Genomic DNA, 18,739 nt, shown 5'->3' on the forward strand with positions numbered 1-18,739 from the left:
CAGCTCCGCGTCATGGCTCATCACGAAATCCAGACCCTCACTGATCTCGCGACGGCGGCCGTGCCGTTGCAGGACCAGCTCGGCTCCCTGGAGAAGCAGCGCGGACTTGGACGTATGCTCCTCGGCGGCAAGCTCATCGAGACGGCGGTCGAGGTCTTCGGGAACACGTAAATTCATAGCCATACCCCATGGTACCAAATCAGTACCAAAGAGGCTTGAGAAAAGGAGACTCGAACTCCTGACCTCTTCTCATGGAAGGGCATATTTCGCGTCCGCCAAAGGCTTGTGTTGGCTTGAGAATTCTCGGAATCTAGCGGTTTTCTCTGCGATGCTGAGCCTCTGACATGTCAGCGTTTTTCATCATTTCCGTGGGGTAAACGTGTGGCGGACAGTGCCGCCGATCATGCCATCGAAGTGTTCGGGTCGATACCCGCGTAAATGCGATCAGCTTCGTCATAACGCTCAACGTCTCGTAACTAATGGTTAGCACGACTTTTCAACCCCAGAGGTTCAACACATGCTTGTGAGAATCGCCGACTCGCTTCGCTCCGCTGCTCCTTCCCGACACGAGAACGCGACCGTCGAGACGCCTCGGACCCATAGGGATACAAGACGTCCGTCAATCATCCTTGGAAAGCGTGTAATCCCAGCTTTAGTTGCGAGCGCCCCTGCGGGCCTGGAATCTGGTCGCTTCCCCGAATTCTAGGGGTTTTTGCAGTCAACGACAGGCGATGATTTGTCGTTTTGCAGTTGATTCAGGTGAGTTAAAGGTGAGCCGGTTGCAATGACCGTAGATGACCGGTAAACGAACATCCAAGCGCGGAGCGGAACTGGCGATGGCGGATGCTACGTTAACATAGGTCGATACTCCCATTTCCTGTCGATCAGAAATGACCAGGTAACCCGACCTGCCAGGACCCCTAGTCAACGGATTCTGCCTCCATGTGGATGGGGCCAGATGCGAGACTACGAAGCGGCGGTCGACGACAGGTTTTGGTTGGCGGCCTGCCGCAGCAGGCACTGGAGAGAGCAAGCATCAGCCTGAACGTGACGTTTTTCACCCAAGGCGGGTGAATTGGTCTCCGTGTTTTCCGGGTCGCCGCGATGGATGGGAGTCGCTGCGGCGTTCCCGATCAAGGGGTCGAGGAGGGCGATCGTGGAGGCCATGTCGACCGTGGGATCCAGAAGCCATTGGATCTGCAGTCCATCGAACGCCGCCACCCTCACCGCCCAGGAGAACCGGGCCCGCGAGGTCATCGAGGGACAGAAGACGGCCCGGACCCCTCGTTTCGTCAAGACCACAGGCGGGAAACCCAGCCTGGATGAGGCATCGCTGGCACGGGCCAGGGGGACGCGACAGCGTCTAGAGGAAGCGGGAGCCCCTCCGACCAATGGAAGGGCTCCCCTTTTGTCCAGATTTCGGAGGCCGGTCGTCGCGTCACTGTAGCCGCATCCAAAGATTTGAATGCACGGGTGCCTGCCGCACTGGCTTTTCGGGATTGCTTCGAAAGCTTTGACAGGTTCTCGTCTGGGTGCCGGCTATTTGACGACGAAGAGCCCCGTCAGAACCATTTCGACTACCGCCGCAGGTAGGTGCTCGGCTGGGTGTCATGACCGTGGCGTGAGGACAAGACTGCGGTAAGAGGCCTGGCCCATTTGAAGTTCGGGACCTGCTTTGCCAAGAAGGCCTCAATGCCGATCTCTGGTTCCCCGCTGGTGGCCATTTCTCGCTGCCAAGCTTCGTTGATTTCCGTCAGGTTGCCGCTTTGTTCTGCTATGACGTCGACAATTTCTTTCATCGCCTGGATTGATAGCTGTGAGCGTGATGCTAGACGCTGCGCGAGACCGGTGACCTGGGTACAAAACTCCCCCTGTGGCACGACCTTAGACAGAAGGCCTAGATCCAGGGCTTCCGCGGCCGTCACGAAATCTCCACTGAATAGCAGGTACTTTGCTGTTGCAGGTCCCGCCAGACGGACGAGTCGTTCAATTCCCGACAGCGGGTAAATGATGCCCACTTTTGCCGGGGTTATGCCAAGGACAGCGCGGTCTGAGGCTACGCGTATGTCGCAGGCTCCCGCGATCTGCCACCCGCCGCCCATGCAGTATCCGTCAATAGCGGCGATCGTAGGTTTGTGAAATCTAGCCAGTACCTCTTCTCCTGCCGTGAGGTGACCGCCATCGTGTCGACCTGTTGCCGGGTCATGCAGGATTTCTTTGAGGTCAGTGAGGTCAGCGCCGGCGGAAAAGTTGTTCCCAGCTCCACGCACCACGACGACTTTCACGGTTTCATCAGCACCAAGTTCGGCCAGCAGCGGCGCGAACTGCTGCCACATCGTCTTCGACATGGCGTTGCGCTGGCGTTCATTGTCGAGAACGATCGTTGCTATTTCCCCGTCGTATTCGACTCGAAGAGACCCTGCCGGGGGCACTTTCCGCTCCCTGCTCATGCCTGTACCGCTTCGCCGACAGCTGCTTGATGAACGATCCCTGCGTGAATCAGTCCTTCGATCTGCTCCTCGGAGAGTTGCAAACCAGACAAGACCCGACGGGTATCCTCTCCGAGGGCTGGCGGCGCCTTACGTACCGGCGTCGCTTCTCCGTTGACTGACAAAGGACCCCGCAACAGAGGCAGCTCGCTCCCATCGCTGCGACGCAGGCGCTTGACCATATCGAGTTCTCGTATCTGGGCGTCCTCGAAAACTTGGCGGTAGTTATAGATGGGTCCCGTGGGAATTCCTGCCATTCGGAAGTCTTGGATCCATTTCAAACCCGACTCACAGGCTAGTAATTCTTCGATTTGAAGTTGTAGGGATTCTCTATTGGCTGCACGGGCCACGCCGGTCGCAAAGTGGGGTTCATCGGCCAATTCCGGGGCGTTAAGCAGGGCGCATAGCTGCCGCCATTGTTTGTCGGTACCTACTGCGATGATCACCGGAATGTCTGCTGTCTTGAAGACGCCATATGGTGAAAGCACTGGATGATCGTTGCCCTGAGGCTGTGGCACCTCGCCAAGACTTAGAAACCGCTGGCCCTGGAATGCGGAAATTGCAAGCCCTGCTTCAAGGAGGGAAGTCGACACTTCCATGCCGATTCCCCTGCGTTCCCGGCTCGCCAGGGCTGTGGCGACTCCAAAGGCCGTAAAGACGCCGGCAAAGATGTCTATAACGGGAAGTCCGGCACGACACATGGTGTCTGCGTCCATGCCGGTAACCGACATCAGTCCGGTCATACCCTGGGCCACTTGGTCCAGTCCCGCCGCCTGGCTCAGCGGGCCCGTGGAGCCGAATCCGCTCACAGACGCAATGATCAATTCGGGTCGTTCAGAACGTAGTTCCTTGGGATCAAATCCCATTTCTGCCAAGACTCCAGGGCGAAAGTTCTCGATAAGCACATCCGCTTCGTCGATCAGCTGACGCAGCAGGGACTTCCCTTTGTCGCTGTAGAAATCCACGGCAATCGAGGACTTACCGCGGTTGGCGCTATCAAAATACAGGCTGTGCTTGTCCTCAAAGGGTGGCCACGACCTGCTTGAGTCTCCACCCTTGATGCTCTCTACTTTGATGATTGTGGCCCCCATGTCGGCTAAGAGTGCCGTTGCAAAGGGCCCCGCCAGGGCGCGGCTGAGGTCGACGACGATAACACCTGAAAGTGGGGCAACGGTGTTTTCCACTTTAGACACCCAGCCTTACGTTGATTTGCTTAGTCTGGGTGAACCCGGCAAGCATGCCCTCCAAGGACACCTCGCGGCCGATACCACTCTGTTTGTAACCGCCGTATGATTGACCGACGACCTGGCCTCCTCCTTGGTTGATCTGCACCCAGCCCGCTTCAACGCGATGAGCTGTCTTGAGTGCGCTTTCAAGGTTGTGGCTCCAGATGTACGCGGCAAGGCCGAAGTGAGAGTCATTGGCCATGGCCACGACCTCGTCGACTTTCTTCCAAGGAATAGCTACGAGGACGGGGCCGAAGATCTCCTCCCGGGCCAGCCGGAAATCGTTGCGCGCGCCACTGAATACAGTTGGGAGATGGAAATAGCCCTCGGTCAGCGGCCCGGACGTTGGTAAATCACCCCCCAGTGACACGGCCAACTCCGGATGGTTTCTACCTTCATGCAGGTATGTGGCAATCTCCCGGAACTGTCCAGCGTTTATGATGGCCCCCATGTCCGTGTTCTCATCAAGTGGGTCGCCAACCTTCAGCTGGCTAAGGCGCGCCACAAGCCGATCAAGGACCTCCTCGTATACATCTTCGTGAAGAAACAGTCGTGAACCGGCGGTGCAGCTCTGACCTTGGCGCGTAAAACGTGAGGCGGCCAGAAGGCCGTCGACAAGGTCGTCATCTACAGCGTCCGGAAAGACGATGGATGGGTTCTTTCCCCCAAGCTCAAGGGATACATGGGCTAGTCTTTCACCTGCCTGTTGTGCCACACCGCGGCCCACTTCAGTAGAACCCGTAAACGAGACTTTATTTACGCCTGGATGTGCAGAAAGCGCTTGGCCGATCACCGACCCGCGGCCGGTGAGGGCGTTGAGCACGCCTGCGGGCAGGTGCTTGTTGCAGATCGCGGCAAGCAGCAGGATCGTCAACGGAGCGTCATCGGCAGCCTTCAATATGACTGTGTTACCTGCGGCCAGCGCCGCAGGAACCTTAAATCCGGCAATCATCAGAGGTGAGTTCCACGGCAAGATACAGGCAACAACACCGAGCGGCTCAAGCCTGGTGTACTGGAGCTGATTGTCTCCCGCCGGCAGGGTCGTGCCCTTGACTTCACCCGCCACACCCGCAAAGTAGCGGAAAAGGGATACCAAACTGGCCACCTCGGGTCGCGCTTGGGTTCGTAGAGCGTTGCCAGTATCGAGAGCTGTTAACCGGGCAAATTCTTCTGAGCGGGCCTCGATGTCGTCGGCGATCCGGGCCAGGGCCCTGGCACGCTCAGTGAAGTGCAACGACCGCCAACCGGGGAAGGCTTTGCGAGCGGATGCGACTGCATTGTCGACGTCCTCGGTTCCGGCGGCTGGTACCTTAGCGATGGTTTGCTCGCGTACAGCCGGGTTCCTGACATCGCGCCATTGCCCGCTACGGGCCTGTGTCCGTTCGCCGTCGATCCACATCAAGAGCTCTGCACCCTTGAGAATTTCCTCAATGGGACTATTTGTCATTGTTTCGGTCATGCTTCCTCATGTTTAAGTTTTCGGGTGAACCAGTCCAACAGGCAGCGATGGCGTAATGGACGGGCCTCATCGGTGGCTAAATACGGGAGAACGTTTGGCAACGAAGGCCTGCATTCCCTCTTTTTGGTCCTCGGTCGGAAAGCATGAATGGGCAAGACGGCGCTCGGTGTTCACGCCTTCGGCGAGGGACATCTCGAAGGCAGCGTTGACAGCTTCTTTAGCCATCAACACCACCGGGTTCGACATGCTAGCTATCGATTCAGCGGCTGCCAATGCCTCCGCCAGAAGTTCAGCCGCAGGCACAACACGCGCCACGAGTCCAGACAGTTGTGCTTCGTCGGCGCCCATGATTCGTCCAGTGAGTACCATTTCCATGGCCTTGGCCTTACCCACGGCCCTGGTTAGCCGTTGGGTGCCACCCATGGCGGGAATGACGCCAAGTTTGATTTCCGGCTGACCGAACTTGGCGTTGTCGGCTGCGATGATGAAGTCGGCGATCATTGCTAGCTCACATCCGCCGCCAAGTGCGTGACCTGCCACTGCTGCGATGAGCGGGATCCGAACTTTCGCCAGCTCATCCCACTCGGAGAAGAACTTCTGCGTGTACATGTCCATGTAGGTTTGCGGTGCCATCTCTTTGATGTCCGCTCCCGCCGCGAAGGCGCGGTTCGAACCCGTGATGATGATTGCTCCGACACCTGGGTCCTGATCGAAAGCTTGTGCAGCACGAAGAATTTCGACGCCCATCATGGAGTCAAGAGCATTCAGAGCCTCCGGGCGGTTCAACGTGATGACGCCAACGCGTCCCTGCTGTTGCACGAGAATGCGTTGATACTCGGTCATACCGTTTGGTTCACTTCCTCATTTGATCGGACCCGAATTTCATCGATGATGCCGGAGAAGTCTTTACTGCTACCCTCGCCCGCAGCGAAGTGACGGTAAATTTCCGCTGCTAGCACGCCCATCCGGCCTTGGACGCCTGCAGACTTAAGTGCGTGAACCGCAAGACCGAGGTCTTTTGACATCAATGAGCCCGCGAAGCCTGGCATGAAACCCTGGTTGGCCGGACTCGATGGAACGGGGCCAGGCACAGGACAGTTAGTTGTCAATGCCCAGCACTGCCCGGAGGCGTTTGCTGCGACATCAAACAGAGCTTGGTGGGACAGGCCTAGGCGCTCACCCAGGACAAAGGCCTCAGAAACGGCGATCATGCTGATGCCCAGGATCATGTTGTTGCAGACTTTCGCGGCCTGGCCCGCGCCCGGTCCGCCGCAATGGACAATTCGTTTGCCCATGGCTTCCAGCAGCGGCTTCGCCTCGTCGAAATCGGCCATGCTCCCACCGGCCATGAAAGTCAGGGTGCCGGCCTCGGCACCAGCCGTGCCGCCTGAGACAGGAGCGTCCAAAGCCCGATGGCCGGCCATCTGTGCAAGGTTGTGCACAAGTTGAGCGTCGTCGACTGCAATAGTGGAGCAGTCGAGGAATAGTGCTCCAGGCGTAGCAGCCGCGAGTAGTCCTTCGGGCCCGCGATAAACGTCGAGCACATGCTTTCCCGCTGGGAGCATCGTTATCACAACGTCAGCGCCGCGGGCGGCATCTGCCGCAGAAAGGGAGACCGCAATTCCCAGTGCTTGCGCGGTTTGGAGAGCCTGAGGCACGAGATCAAACCCGCGCACGTCATAGCCAGCCCCGGCCAAATTCGCGGCCATTGGTCCTCCCATATGGCCCAGTCCGATAAAGGCGACAGTCTTGCTCATCTGCTCAGCTCCTCATTTCTAGTTGTCTCGACAGTCCCAACTCACGCGGGCCTAGGTCGGCAAAGTATTGTTCAACATCATGTGGCGTTACATGCTCGAGTCTTGGCGTGGACCAGGAGGGAGTTCGATCCTTCTCTATGACCTGGGCCCTGATGCCTTCAGTGAAGTCTGCGGAGACCAAGGCACGCAGCGATACCCGGTATTCCTGGTCCAAAACGGCTTCCAAGGAATCCATGCCCCGGGCACGCCGCAGAGATGCCAGAGTTACCTTCAACGCGGTCGGCGATTTGGTCTGGATGCGTTCGGCTGCTTCGCGGGCGGCAGGTACATCGGACCCAAGCAGTGCCTCGACGATCTCCTCCGCACGGTCGAACGCGTAGCACGAGTCGATCCACGCGGCACTTGCGGCTAGGTCCGAGGCTGGAAACCAGCTTCGTTCGATCGACCGCACTGCTTCGTGGGCATCACTCTGAGAAAGAGCATGGGATAGCATGGGAAGATCGCCCGCGTCCACGAAATGATCGGCCAGGCCACAGGCGATGGCGTCAGGACCGGAGACGGTGCCAGCCGTTAGGGCCATGTGGGTTCCCCGCTCGCCGGGCGCGTGGGACAGCAGCCAGGTTCCTCCGACGTCCGGGATGAACCCAATGCCAACTTCGGGCATTCCCAGCTTCGTCCTTTCGGTTACAACCCTTATTGAGGCATGGGCGGACACACCGACACCACCACCGAGAACGATCCCGTCCATCAGGGCAACAATTGGCTTTGGATAACTGGCGATTAGCGCGTTGAGCCGATATTCGTCGGCCCAGAAACTGGCCGTTTCGGTGCCGCCTTGGAGTGCGTCGCGATATATTGCGACGATGTCGCCTCCTGCGCACAGTCCCCTCTCCCCCGCCCCCGAAAGCATGACGGTGCGTACGGTCTCGTCCTCAATCCAGTCTTTCAGTGCGGCGGCGATAGCGGTGACCATTCCATGCGTCAAAGCATTCAGGGCCTTGGGACGGTTCAGAATGATTCTGCCCAAGCTTCCATCGCGCCGAACAAGAACTTCGTTGCGGTACACTCCTAGGCCCCCGCTACAGTGCGACCGACGACTAGACGCATGATCTCGTTCGTTCCCTCCAGGATTTGGTGAACGCGCAGATCCCGCATGATTCGCTCCAACCCGTATTCAGCCAAGTACCCGTATCCACCGTGCAGCTGAATCGCCTCGTTGGCTGCCTGGAATCCGGCATCCGTCGCTACCTGCTTGGCCATTGCGCACAACTTGACGAGATCCGGGGCGCCGCGGTCCAACGCCTCGGCGGCCCGCCACAGCAGCGATCTCGCCGCCTGCAGGTCGGTTTCCATATCAGCCAGCCGGAACAGAAGTGTCTGCTGATTGATGAGAGGCCCCCCAAACGCCGAGCGTTCGTGAAGGTAAGCCGCTGTCTTGTCCAACGCGGATTGGCCGCCGCCCAGTGAACACGCCCCCATGTTTAGCCTGCCACCGTTGAGACCCTTCATCGCAATACCGAATCCATCACCTTCCGCGCCCAGGCGATTGGAAATCGGGACTGTGACCTTGTCAAGGATCACTTGACGGGTAGGTTGGGCGTTCCACCCCATCTTCCTTTCGTTAGGGCCGAAGGACAGTCCGGGAGTTCCGGCTGGAACAACGATGGCACTGATACCCCGGGATCCGTTGTCTGAGGTTCTGGCCATCACGACATAGATTTCCGAGGCGCCTGCCCCGGAAATGAATTGCTTGGTTCCGGATATCACATAAGAATCTCCCTCTTTGACGGCACGTGTGCTGATGGCAGCAGCATCTGACCCCGCACCGGGTTCCGTCAGGCAGTAACTGCCGAGGGATTGCATGGACGCCAATTGCGGAACCCATTTCGCGCGCTGTTCATCGTTGCCGAAAGCATCGATCATCCACACCACCATGTTGTGGATGGACATGTAGGCGGCGATGGTTGTGTCCCCTTTTGCCAGTTCTTCGAACACCAGCACAGCATCCGAGCGTGATAGTCCCGATCCGCCAAACTCTTCGGCGGCGTAAATTCCGCCCATCCCGAGGGAACCGGCCTCCGCGAGCACGTCGACGGGGAAATGTTTGGTCTCGTCCCACTTTGCGGCGTTTGGTGCTAAGGCCTCAGCCGTGAATTCGCGCACCATTTGGATGAGGGAGTGTTGATCCTCGCTGAGTTCAAACATGAGTATTCCTTTCGAAATCCGGCATGGTGGTCCGGACAGAACTAAGTGGAAGTCTCTACTTCCTAGCTAGCGGGAGACGTTGCCCAGGAGGGCTGCGATGGGGCGGAGGAATAGGGGCCGGGCGAGCATCCATGCCGCGGCGATCACCGCAATTGACGCTGCGAAGATCCAGAAACCGGCCCAGTCGCCGTCGTCTCGGGCCGCATACATATGATTCAGGTTTCGCAGAGCTCCTGTGGCGAACACCAATCCGACATGAACGACGATGAAAAGCACGAAATAGGTCATCACCGGGAAATGCACGGCTCTCGCAACTTCAACCCGGTAGAAGCGATTGAGCCCTTTCGTTGTTTTGGGCCATGCTTTGGACATGCGGAGTCCAGTCACCACGGCCAGGGGAGAGGCGACAAACACAGTAGCGAAGTAGGCGATGACCTGAAGGCTGTTGTAGTTGACCCAACCGTTCTCGGTCGGCCAGTCGAGGGATGCATATTGAAGTGCGGCGGAGACTGCGTTCGGGACTACGTCCCCGCTCGTCGGTACGATGCGCATCCACTGACCTGTGACACAAAGCAGTGCCACAAAGACGATCCCGTTGAGGAACCAGAGCACATCCAATGTCAGATGCAGCCAGAGATCGAGACTGATTTTCTGCGGGGGATTCTTTGAGCGGATGAATCCCTTGTTGTTGCGGGTCCAATGGGCCTTCGGCCGGGTAGCGGTCCTAACTTGCCAGCCAGAACGGACGATCAGCACCATGAGGAATGCGTTTAGAGAGTGCTGCCAGCCTAGCCACCAGGGGAGGCCTACCGGGGCGGTTGTCGGCAACTCCACTTGGCCGGGGTAAATAACGAGGAAGGATTCCACGGATGGCAGGGAACGGCACCACCCTGCTAGAAGCATCACAACCAAGAGAGTGCCCACTGTGCAAACCAGGGACTGAAGAATCTTAGTCTTTCTACTCTTGGTTATGGCGACCGTCTTTGCATTATTGGCCATATCCTGAGTTCCTTTCTTCCAACCCTGGAGCGCCTGGCAAGGGATCCAATTTCTACCTTCGACGTTCCTCAATAGCTGAGATGAGCTGTGGCACGACACTGAATACGTCCCCGACGATTCCGAAGTCCGCAACATCGAATATGGGAGCGTCTTCGTCTTCGTTGATGGCTACGATGCTTTGGGCGGACTGCATACCTGCCCGATGCTGAATGGCTCCCGATATACCGAGCGCGATATAGAGCTGCGGAGACACCGAAACCCCGGTTTGTCCAACTTGGTAGGACTGGGGAACATAGCCGGCATCAACCGCGGCACGTGAGGCCCCTACCGCAGCGCCGAGGCAATCAGCGAGCTGTTCGACAAGTGCAAAGTTCTCTTTAGAACCAAGCCCTCGACCACCCGAGACCACAGTTGAGGCAGCATGCAGCGACGGGCGTTCCGACACGGCGTCGACGCGGTGTACATGTTCTATCCACGCGGGATTCCGGTCTTCGGGGCTCAACGCGAGAGTGGTCACTTCCGGCAACCTTGCCGGTGCCCGGTCATCCACCGCGCCGTGACGCAAGGTGATAATGGCCGGCACTTCGGAGGAAGTTGCTAGGACATCGAATGAACCCCCAAATACTGAATGAGCAGCGCTGGGGGTCTCATCGCGAAGTTCAACATCAACGGCGTCTGCAAGTAGGCCGACTCCTGCACGGACGGCGAAACGGGCCGCTGCGGTGCGGCCTTCCACAGAATTCGCAGCAACGACCGCAAAAGGGGAAAAGACGCTGGCGGCGCTACTCAGTGCGGCGACCTCAAGCGTGCCGAACACCTGGCCAACTTGCTCACTCTCGGCCACAAATACGTGGGAAGCTCCCATCTCACCGAGTGTAGCCGTGACGTTACTGCCGTTCCCGGGCCTGACAGTGACCACGGCAACCGGGGTGCCGAGCTTGTCGGCCGCTGCCAAGATACTTGTGGCGCTGCTTCCAATAGTTCCGTCAGAGGCCACTTCGATAAGCGCCAAAACATTCGACATGGTGATGTATTTCCTTTGCTCAGATCAGGCGGCTGGCGGTCAGGTATTCGGCGAGCTCTGCTGCGGCGCGGCCGTCGTCCTGAATCTTCTTGCCACCTGTTCGCGCGGGGCGCGCGGATGTTGCGACTACCACCGTGCCTGGCGCGGTATGTGCCAGTGCGAGATCATCCAAGGACATCGTGATCAGTGGTTTGCGTTTGGCCGTCATGATGCCCTTGAAACTAGGGAATCTTGCTTCAGCAACTCGCTCGGTAACAGAGATGACGGCGGGCAGCGACGCTCGAACGGTCATGAGCCTGTCTTCCAGGCTGATCTCGCCAGTGACTTGTTGGTTCTCAAGCTCAACGGAGTTGAGATAAGGCAATATGGGCAGGCCCAGATGCTCAGCGATCATTGAAGGAACCGCTCCACCACGTCCGTCTGTAGACTCATTGCCGGCGATTAGCAAATCAAAGCCTGTCCGCTGGGCCACTGTCGCGAGAACAGCCGCGGTCTGGGCCATGTCAGCTCCGGAAAGCTTGCCGTCAACCACATGCACCGCCGAGTCCGCTCCCATAGACAATGCCTTACGCAGAGTTTGAGAAGCCTGCTCTGGGCCCATTGTCACGGCAACGACCTCAACGCCCTTGTTATCGCCGTCCTTATGACGCAAAGCAACCTCAAGGGCGCGCTCGTTGATTTCGTCGACAATGCTTTCGCTGGCCGACCGGTCCAAGAGCCCGGTTGACGGATCGAGCAGTCGCTCTTCGCTTGTGTCCGGCACATGCTTCACCAAGACAATGATTTTCATGGAACCGTTCCTCCGCTTCCGCGTAAATTAGACGTTTTCACAAAAGATACTTGGACATCCAAGTATCTACTAGGTAGTCCTACGATTTCTCGATGGGCGCTCTCAGGCCGCCCTTGGCCATCTCGCCCCGATGCGGAGCTTGAGACACCGGCCTTGGACGCGGTCCCGGCGCCGGTTGAAAAAACATGCTTGGAGATGCCCTGGGATCCCTCAATACACCCCGCCTACACCACTTCCAGATGGCTTGGCCGGGGTAGTTCAAATGAAAGTGACCCACCCTCGCGCACTGGTCACAGCGCACTATAACCCCGACGGAGCTGGTGATTTGTGAGATCAGGCCGGGACGGCTTGATGAACTTTATAGACGTCGACAATTCTGTCGAACAGTTTCCTGATCTGTTCGAGCTCGGCATCGTTGGGGATGTAGGCAATCAGTGACACGCGCAGCAACATCTCCTCCGACCCCTTGAATTCGCTGGCATCAGGTTCTACGAAATCTGCCATGATTTGCCGAACGTCGACCTGCCGACGGTTGAGTTGCAGAAGGATTCGATTGAGCACGTTCAGGACCGGAGCGGCAAATATGGTTATCTCCAGGAGCTGAGGATCATCTAGATCTTGCTCGTGTGCAACGGGTAGGCGTGTCTCGATCATGAGAGGGTAAACGCTTCGCTCGGGTCGGTCAGCAGGCGACCGAGGGTGCTTAGCACCTTTGATCCCAATTCGCCGTCGACGAGTCGATGATCAAATGAGAGTGCCAGCTGGGTAACTTTCCGTGGTACGACACACCCGTCGACAACCCATGGCATGTCTCGAACGTTTCCGAACGCCAGGATGGCGGCTTCGCCAGTGTTGAGGATGGGCGTCCCTGTATCCACTCCAAGTGCACCGATATTCGTGATGGTGATCGTCCCCTTCGACATCTGCTCAGGGGTGGATTTGCCAGCTCGCGCTGTAGCAACGAGCGTCTCAATTTCATTGGCTAACTCGAGGAGGGTCAGGTCTTGGGCCTCCTTGACGTTTGGCACAATCAGTCCCCGCGGTGTTGCAGCGGCCAGACCGAGATTCACGTAATCGGGCAGCACGATTTCCTGGGCGCCCTCGTCCCAACGGGCGTTGATCCCGGGGAAACGGCGGATGGTTAGAAGGAGCGCCCGCGCGACAAGTACCAGCGGGGTGAGCCGCACACCTCTCCATGCGTGGTCTGCTTTGAGCCGGTCAAGCAGATCCATCGTCATCGTCACATCAATGGTGAGGAACTCAGTCACGTGCGGGGCCGTGAAGGCGGACTGAACCATGGCGGCAGCAGTCGCCCTGCGGACACCCTTTATAGGGATGCGTACCTCGCGACGGTGGTTGTGTCCTTCTGAGCCGGATCCGGCGGTTGATTCGGGCCGGGAAGCTAGTTCAACATCGCTCCGGCTGATAATGTCGCCCGATGATGGTCTGACTTTGGACAGGTCCACCCCCAGTTTTCTGGCCAAAGCGCGAACTGGTGGCTTTGCACGGATCGCCTGCGGGACTGGCGCCATCTCGGTCACCTGTGACAAAGAACGAGATTTTCCGAGTCGGACCGTTCTGGCGACGGCTGGCTTTGGCCCGGTGCCTACAAGTACGAGAGGTTGCTCTTCAGTTGTAGAAACATCTGCCGTGTCCTCCATGGACGGGTGATCAAGGACTGAAGTCGCCGTCGACGCCAATGGATCAACGATTGTTACGATCACCGTTCCTACGCCAACTGTCACGCCTGGTTCAATGTGAATCGCCTTAATCACGCCATTGACTGGCGACGGCAACTCCACAACGGACTTGGCAGTCTCGATCTCGACCAACGTCTGGTTGACAGCTACCTCGGCGCCAACGGTGACGTGCCAGGCCAAGATTTCCGCCTCAGTTAGGCCCTCCCCCACATCTGGAAGCTTGAAATCAATCACTGAGGTCTCCTAGTAGTTAAGGCTGGCATCGATCGCTTCCAGCACACGGTCAACGTCGGGCAGAAATTGGTTTTCCATGTGCGCTGGCGGGTAGGGGAGGTTGTATGAGCCGACACGAAGGACGGGGGCCTCCAGATCGTAAAAACAGTCCTGAGTAATTTGGGCCGCAATCTCGGCGCCGATTCCGAGGAACGTTGAAGCCTCATGAACAACGACAAGCCGATGCGATGTTGCCGCTGCCTTGCGCAGCGTGGCCATATCAAGCGGAGCAATGCTGCGCAGGTCTACTACGCCGACCGAGACCCCGTCTTCTGCGGCCGCCTCAGCGGCAGCAAGCGCCGTCGCCAGGCTTGGACCGTGTGCCACGAGCGTGCAATCGGTTCCTTCACGTCGAATGGCAGCGTCATGCATGGAAAGGGAAGCCGTATCGTTGATCGTTCCCTTATCCCAATAGCGGCGTTTGGGTTCATAGAAAATTACGGGATCGTCACACGCAATCGCCTGCTGGATCATGTGGTGGGCATCGTCAGGCGTGGCACAGGATACGACCCGGAGACCTGCCGTGTGAGCGAAGTAAGCTTCATTGGACTCCGAATGGTGTTCGACCGCTCCAATTCCGCCTCCGGCGGGGATTCGAATCACCAAGGGAAGCTTCAGCCGTCCTTGAGACCTGGCGCGCATTTTGGCTAGTTGACTAACGATTTGGTCGAAGGCCGGGTACACGAAGCCGTCAAATTGAATCTCACAAACCGGGCGATAGCCGCGCAGGGCCAATCCGATTGCCGTTCCTACGATTCCTGACTCAGCCAGTGGAGTATCGACTACCCGCTCCGGGCCGAAAGTCGCTGAAAGTCCGTCGGTTACGCGGAAGACTCCTCCAAGAGTTCCGATGTCCTCGCCCATGACAACGACGCGCGGGTCTCGTTCCATGGCTGCGCGCAAACCGGAGTTGAGGGCAGCCCCCAATGAAGAGGTAGTAGCCATTCGCTATGCCACCGACTTTCGTGAACGTGCCATGTAAGCCACTTTTTCTTCTCGCATCACTGGGTGCGGATTGACATATGTTTGGTCGAAGACTGCATCGAGGTCATCGCCTTCAATTGAGCGACACTGCTCGCGCACTGTTGCAGCAAACGCTTCTTCCCGGTCAGCGAGATCCTTGAAGTAAGACTCCTCAAGCCCTGAGGAACGCAAGAACTTTTCCACTCGCGCCAGCGGATCTTTTTGCTGCCAGCGAGTTAGCTCCTCATCGCTTCGATAGCGCTTTGGATCATCAGAGCTGGAGTGGCCACCGACTCGATAGGTTTGTGCTTCGATCAAGGCCGGGCCGCCGCCAGAACGGACTCGTTCTACGGCCTGTTTTGTTACGGCGTGCACGGCGAGCACGTCGTTACCGTCGACGTGGTAGCCAGTTAGCCCGAAGCCTGCCGCGCGGACGTGTACCGGTGTAAGCATTTGCGTCGAAGTCGGCGTGGAAATAGCCCATTGGTTGTTTTGACAGAAGAACAGGATGGGTAGGTTGCCGGCCGCTGACCAGTTGAAAGCCTCGTTGACGTCGCCTTGGCTCGCCGAGCCATCACCAAAGTAAGTCAGTACAACTTCGTCCGCACGGTCCATCTTGACTCCTGCGGCGTATCCGGTGGCATGCAGTGTCTGTGTGCCGAGTACTAATGAGTTGATATGAAAGCGATGTTCTGCTGAGTCCCATCCGGAATGTGAGACACCACGCCACTGACGCATCACGTCCGCGGGAGATATCCCGCGGCAAAGTGCAGCGGCGTGTTCGCGGTAACTCGGAAAAACCATGTCGTTGGGTCGAATCGCACGAACGGAACCAACCTGCGCCGCCTCCTGGCCCCAGGACATGAGCCATAGGTGAAGCTCGCCTTGCCGTTGAAGTGACAGCGCCTCATGGTCAAGCCGGCGTGCCATAACCATATCTTCGTAGAGATCCTGCGCCAGCTGAGTGCTAACGTCCATCGTCTTTCCGGCAGCCGTCAAAGTTCCGTCTTCATTGAGAATCCGAAAAGGCTCTGTTGGCTGTAAGGGACTTTGACAGGCCGAGTCCAGAGGGTCAACTGAGGATACTGCTGCGTTCATCTCTTTCCACAGCTCTGTGCTGTCAGTCTGGTCAGACAATGTCATGGATGCTCCGAGAGGTTGGGTGTTGGAAAAGTGAGGAAGTTAGGGCTTCGATGGGCCTGATGTCGAAGGAGTGTTTTGGATCGACACACAGGAGGCTCTGACGCCTCATCACGATGCGGGCTTTGCATAGCTGACGACGGATGCCTCCTCCGTCAGCAGCACCCAGAGCAGAGCTTTCGGCGGCGCTGCCGTTTCAAAGAACGTGATGCGGGGGCCCGCCGTGGCACCTCAACCCGACTGGGAGTGCCTGCGTGGTTGCATTTGCCCTCTATGCGAGGGCCGCCGAAATGCGCTTCAGCGCGATAATAGTCTGACGTCGCACGCGTAGGTATCGGCGGGTCGTGTTTCCCAGGCAGGGAACATTGACATGGGAACGTTCATGGTGTCGGTACTTTCGTGAGACAGGCACCCAACGCTTGTGGCGTCTTCGCCCATGGTCAGCAATCGGCGTGTTTCGCTGATTGATTCGTTGATCTATAGTGAAATGAACGGACTAATACGTCAAGTGATTACGAGTCAACTATGCAAAACGCCCAGATCAATCACAGCTCACTTTCAAGGAGATTATCAAAATGGCAAGCATTGACCGGCTCGACGCTCGAATACTAGGACTGCTGACCGATGATGCGCGGGCAGGCACCGCTGAACTGGCGGAGCATCTCGGGGTCAGCCGCAATACAGTGCAAGCACGTATTAAGCGGCTGGAGGAGGCTGGCATCCTTCGGGGATTCCGCCCGCTCATCGATTTCGCGGCAATCGATATGCCGATACAAGCTGCCATGAGCGTCGAGTTGGATCAACGGTTGCTCAAGGAGATTGTCGCTGGACTGGCTGCCCTCCCTGAAGTCCTGGAAGTAAAAATCCAGGCCGGCCGAGAGGACATCCTCGTACACGTGGCCCTGGCCTCTTTAGAGGCCCTGCAAGACCTGACCGCGTCGATTGTCACCATCGAAGGCGTGCGCAAAACGACGTCTACTTTTTTCGTCTCAACTCCGGTGCCCTACCGTGTCCAGCCTCTTCTTCAAAAACTCACAGATGGCACTGGCTGGGGTCGATCCACCCCTGCGCCTTCGGTTGGTTGACTCTCAGAATCAAGAGCCGTTGTTCGATCAAGGAAGTCTCCACGGGCAGCGGGCTATAGGTGCATCGTTGAGCAGGGGGCCGCGGAGCTGGCGTCAGACCCGCGAGTTGTCTCCTTCGGCTTCCTCCCTTTGAACCCTGCTTGGATTTGAGTCGAGATGAAAAGGTGGCAGCCACTTGGTGCAGGAGCCTCGGGCGGCGCCCGCATTGTCACCCTAGGCGGGGGCCGCAAGTCGTGCGTTTGAGTTGCGCTCGCCGCGGCGGGGACCTAGATCAGGCGGGTCAGCCAGCCGTGGCGGTCCTCGACCGTTCCGGTCTGGATGCCGAGCAGTTGCTCGCGGATGGCCATGGTGGTTTCGCCTACCTTGGCGTCCTCGGAACCGATGAACTCCGTTGCGTCCTTCAGGACACCGATCGGGGTGATCACGGCCGCCGTACCGCAGGCGAACACCTCGGTGATCTCGCCGGAGGCCATGCCGTCGCGCCATTCGTCTAGGGTGATCTTGCGCTCTGAAACTTCGCGGCCCATGTCCTTGGCCACCTGGATGACCGACGAACGCGTCACGCCCTCAAGGATGGTGCCGCTCAGGGCCGGAGTCACCAGCGAGCCGTCCTTGAAGACGAAGAAGACGTTCATGCCGCCGAGTTCCTCGACGGCGTCGTCATTGAAAAGGTCCAGGAAGAGGACCTGCTTGCAGCCGTTGGCTTCGGCTTCCTGCTGCGCGATCAAGGATGCTGCATAGTTACCGCCGCACTTGGCAGCGCCGGTCCCGCCACGGCCGGCGCGGGCATACTCGCGGGAGATCCAGATGGACACCGGCTTGAGTTCGCCGCCGAAGTAGTTGCCAGCCGGCGAGGCGATCACGCGGAACGAAACCTCACGGGCCGCCCTGACACCCAGGAAGGCCTCGGTGGCAATCATGAACGGACGCAGGTAAAGGGCCTCACCGTCGCCGGAGGGAACCCACTCCTTGTCCGCCTGGACGAGCTCACGGATGGCGCCGAGGAAGTACTCCTCGGGAAGTTCCGGCAGTGCCAGGCGGCGGGCCGACTTGTTGAGGCGGGCAGCGTTGGCCTCGGGACGGAAAGTCCACACCGAACCGTCGGCATGACGGTACGCTTTGAGGCCTTCGAAGATCTCCTGGCCATAGTGCAGCACGGCGGCCGAGGGGTCCAAAGTGATCGGGCCGTACGGTTCTACGCGGGCATTCTGCCATCCGCCCTTGCCTTCGGCGTCGACCTTGTAATCGACGAGGGCGGTGTGGTCGGTGAAGTAGTCGCCAAATCCCGGGTTCGCCAGAATGGCTGCACGCTCCTCAATAGACTTCGGGTTGGCCGAACGCTGCTGGCTGAATTCGACGCCATGGGCAGTCTGAGTCATGTTTCCTCCACAATCTGCCACGGATTCGGCAATGGATCCGTGGCAACATCTGATGATCTGGGACAAGTTGATTTAACAGGGCGAATCGTGAACGACCAGCGGGCCGAGCACGTTCTGTGATTCTGCGGGGCGGTAGCTGTGTGAAACTCCTGCGCCAACCTCCAGACACCGCAGGAGCAATTCTTGACGTCGCTAACCCGAAGCGCTCATGAGTAAGGTCATCCGTCTCACCGGCATCAGTCTGCCATGA

At 58.2% G+C, this 18,739-nt stretch carries 18 protein-coding genes; 1 reads left to right on the forward strand and 17 read right to left on the reverse strand.

Annotated elements, in window-relative coordinates; translation table 11 throughout:
• The 16 genes from AC3WJU_RS15085 to AC3WJU_RS15160 form a co-directional block, all read right to left on the reverse strand.
• Window positions 1-183: ribbon-helix-helix protein, CopG family (locus tag AC3WJU_RS15085; RefSeq protein ID WP_492260236.1), on the reverse strand; the 183-nt coding region annotated here is incomplete at its 3' end.
• Between the two features lie 783 nt (window positions 184-966).
• The gene (locus tag AC3WJU_RS15090) at window positions 967-1,257 is read right to left on the reverse strand and encodes a hypothetical protein (protein WP_492260276.1); all 291 of its coding nucleotides are present in this window, start codon (window positions 1,255-1,257) and stop codon (window positions 967-969) included.
• A 320-nt stretch (window positions 1,258-1,577) separates the two neighbouring features.
• Window positions 1,578-2,432, reverse strand: coding sequence for an enoyl-CoA hydratase/isomerase family protein (locus tag AC3WJU_RS15095; protein ID WP_492260237.1), 855 nt, complete (start codon window positions 2,430-2,432; stop codon window positions 1,578-1,580).
• A 14-nt stretch (window positions 2,433-2,446) separates the two neighbouring features.
• Window positions 2,447-3,673, reverse strand: a complete 1,227-nt coding sequence (locus AC3WJU_RS15100) for a CaiB/BaiF CoA transferase family protein (RefSeq protein ID WP_492260238.1) — start codon at window positions 3,671-3,673, stop codon at window positions 2,447-2,449.
• A gap of 1 nt (window position 3,674) precedes the next feature.
• Window positions 3,675-5,174 (reverse strand): aldehyde dehydrogenase family protein, encoded by a 1,500-nt coding sequence (locus AC3WJU_RS15105; protein WP_492260239.1) that lies wholly within the window; start codon window positions 5,172-5,174, stop codon window positions 3,675-3,677.
• A 66-nt stretch (window positions 5,175-5,240) separates the two neighbouring features.
• Window positions 5,241-6,017, reverse strand: a complete 777-nt coding sequence (locus tag AC3WJU_RS15110) for an enoyl-CoA hydratase (RefSeq protein WP_492260240.1) — start codon at window positions 6,015-6,017, stop codon at window positions 5,241-5,243.
• Window positions 6,014-6,931, reverse strand: a complete 918-nt coding sequence (gene mmsB / locus AC3WJU_RS15115; protein ID WP_492260241.1) for a 3-hydroxyisobutyrate dehydrogenase — start codon at window positions 6,929-6,931, stop codon at window positions 6,014-6,016. The genes AC3WJU_RS15110 and mmsB overlap by 4 nt, the downstream gene beginning before the upstream one ends.
• Before the next feature lie 4 nt (window positions 6,932-6,935).
• Complete coding sequence (locus AC3WJU_RS15120) at window positions 6,936-7,997, reverse strand: enoyl-CoA hydratase/isomerase family protein (protein ID WP_492260242.1); 1,062 nt, start codon at window positions 7,995-7,997, stop codon at window positions 6,936-6,938.
• Window positions 7,998-7,999: 2 nt separating this feature from the next.
• Window positions 8,000-9,136: an acyl-CoA dehydrogenase family protein gene (locus AC3WJU_RS15125; RefSeq protein ID WP_492260243.1), complete on the reverse strand. Its 1,137-nt coding sequence runs from the start codon at window positions 9,134-9,136 to the stop codon at window positions 8,000-8,002.
• A 66-nt stretch (window positions 9,137-9,202) separates the two neighbouring features.
• Window positions 9,203-10,135: a cytochrome b/b6 domain-containing protein gene (locus AC3WJU_RS15130; RefSeq protein WP_492260244.1), complete on the reverse strand. Its 933-nt coding sequence runs from the start codon at window positions 10,133-10,135 to the stop codon at window positions 9,203-9,205.
• A 52-nt stretch (window positions 10,136-10,187) separates the two neighbouring features.
• The gene (locus tag AC3WJU_RS15135; RefSeq protein WP_492260245.1) at window positions 10,188-11,159 is read right to left on the reverse strand and encodes an electron transfer flavoprotein subunit alpha/FixB family protein; all 972 of its coding nucleotides are present in this window, start codon (window positions 11,157-11,159) and stop codon (window positions 10,188-10,190) included.
• Between the two features lie 19 nt (window positions 11,160-11,178).
• The gene (locus AC3WJU_RS15140) at window positions 11,179-11,949 is read right to left on the reverse strand and encodes an electron transfer flavoprotein subunit beta/FixA family protein (protein WP_492260246.1); all 771 of its coding nucleotides are present in this window, start codon (window positions 11,947-11,949) and stop codon (window positions 11,179-11,181) included.
• A gap of 333 nt (window positions 11,950-12,282) precedes the next feature.
• Window positions 12,283-12,603: a hypothetical protein gene (locus AC3WJU_RS15145; protein WP_492260247.1), complete on the reverse strand. Its 321-nt coding sequence runs from the start codon at window positions 12,601-12,603 to the stop codon at window positions 12,283-12,285.
• Window positions 12,600-13,883, reverse strand: a complete 1,284-nt coding sequence (locus tag AC3WJU_RS15150) for a dihydrolipoamide acetyltransferase family protein (RefSeq protein ID WP_492260248.1) — start codon at window positions 13,881-13,883, stop codon at window positions 12,600-12,602. The genes AC3WJU_RS15145 and AC3WJU_RS15150 overlap by 4 nt, the downstream gene beginning before the upstream one ends.
• A gap of 9 nt (window positions 13,884-13,892) precedes the next feature.
• Window positions 13,893-14,867: an alpha-ketoacid dehydrogenase subunit beta gene (locus AC3WJU_RS15155; protein WP_492260249.1), complete on the reverse strand. Its 975-nt coding sequence runs from the start codon at window positions 14,865-14,867 to the stop codon at window positions 13,893-13,895.
• 3 nt (window positions 14,868-14,870) lie between these two features.
• Window positions 14,871-16,028: a thiamine pyrophosphate-dependent enzyme gene (locus AC3WJU_RS15160; RefSeq protein ID WP_492260250.1), complete on the reverse strand. Its 1,158-nt coding sequence runs from the start codon at window positions 16,026-16,028 to the stop codon at window positions 14,871-14,873.
• A 572-nt stretch (window positions 16,029-16,600) separates the two neighbouring features.
• On the opposite strand from AC3WJU_RS15160, the gene AC3WJU_RS15165 reads away from it, so the two are divergent.
• Window positions 16,601-17,110 (forward strand): Lrp/AsnC family transcriptional regulator, encoded by a 510-nt coding sequence (locus AC3WJU_RS15165; protein WP_492260251.1) that lies wholly within the window; start codon window positions 16,601-16,603, stop codon window positions 17,108-17,110.
• Between the two features lie 266 nt (window positions 17,111-17,376).
• On the opposite strand, the gene AC3WJU_RS15170 is transcribed toward AC3WJU_RS15165, so the two are convergent.
• The gene (locus AC3WJU_RS15170) at window positions 17,377-18,489 is read right to left on the reverse strand and encodes a branched-chain amino acid aminotransferase (RefSeq protein ID WP_492260252.1); all 1,113 of its coding nucleotides are present in this window, start codon (window positions 18,487-18,489) and stop codon (window positions 17,377-17,379) included.
• Window positions 18,490-18,739 lie beyond the last annotated feature (250 nt).

It is taken from the genome of Arthrobacter sp. FW306-1B-F12A (assembly GCF_058781865.1).

Coding starts and splice junctions, on each gene's coding strand:
- AC3WJU_RS15090 (WP_492260276.1), bottom strand. CDS start 1,257: ATGACCTCGCGGGCCCGGTTCTCCTGGGCGGTGAGGGTGGCGGCGTTC.
- AC3WJU_RS15105 (WP_492260239.1), bottom strand. CDS start 5,174: ATGACCGAAACAATGACAAATAGTCCCATTGAGGAAATTCTCAAGGGT.
- AC3WJU_RS15110 (WP_492260240.1), bottom strand. CDS start 6,017: ATGACCGAGTATCAACGCATTCTCGTGCAACAGCAGGGACGCGTTGGC.
- mmsB (WP_492260241.1), bottom strand. CDS start 6,931: ATGAGCAAGACTGTCGCCTTTATCGGACTGGGCCATATGGGAGGACCA.
- AC3WJU_RS15125 (WP_492260243.1), bottom strand. CDS start 9,136: ATGTTTGAACTCAGCGAGGATCAACACTCCCTCATCCAAATGGTGCGC.
- AC3WJU_RS15130 (WP_492260244.1), bottom strand. CDS start 10,135: ATGGCCAATAATGCAAAGACGGTCGCCATAACCAAGAGTAGAAAGACT.
- AC3WJU_RS15135 (WP_492260245.1), bottom strand. CDS start 11,159: ATGTCGAATGTTTTGGCGCTTATCGAAGTGGCCTCTGACGGAACTATT.
- AC3WJU_RS15140 (WP_492260246.1), bottom strand. CDS start 11,949: ATGAAAATCATTGTCTTGGTGAAGCATGTGCCGGACACAAGCGAAGAG.
- AC3WJU_RS15145 (WP_492260247.1), bottom strand. CDS start 12,603: ATGATCGAGACACGCCTACCCGTTGCACACGAGCAAGATCTAGATGAT.
- AC3WJU_RS15155 (WP_492260249.1), bottom strand. CDS start 14,867: ATGGCTACTACCTCTTCATTGGGGGCTGCCCTCAACTCCGGTTTGCGC.
- AC3WJU_RS15160 (WP_492260250.1), bottom strand. CDS start 16,028: ATGACATTGTCTGACCAGACTGACAGCACAGAGCTGTGGAAAGAGATG.
- AC3WJU_RS15165 (WP_492260251.1), top strand. CDS start 16,601: ATGGCAAGCATTGACCGGCTCGACGCTCGAATACTAGGACTGCTGACC.
- AC3WJU_RS15170 (WP_492260252.1), bottom strand. CDS start 18,489: ATGACTCAGACTGCCCATGGCGTCGAATTCAGCCAGCAGCGTTCGGCC.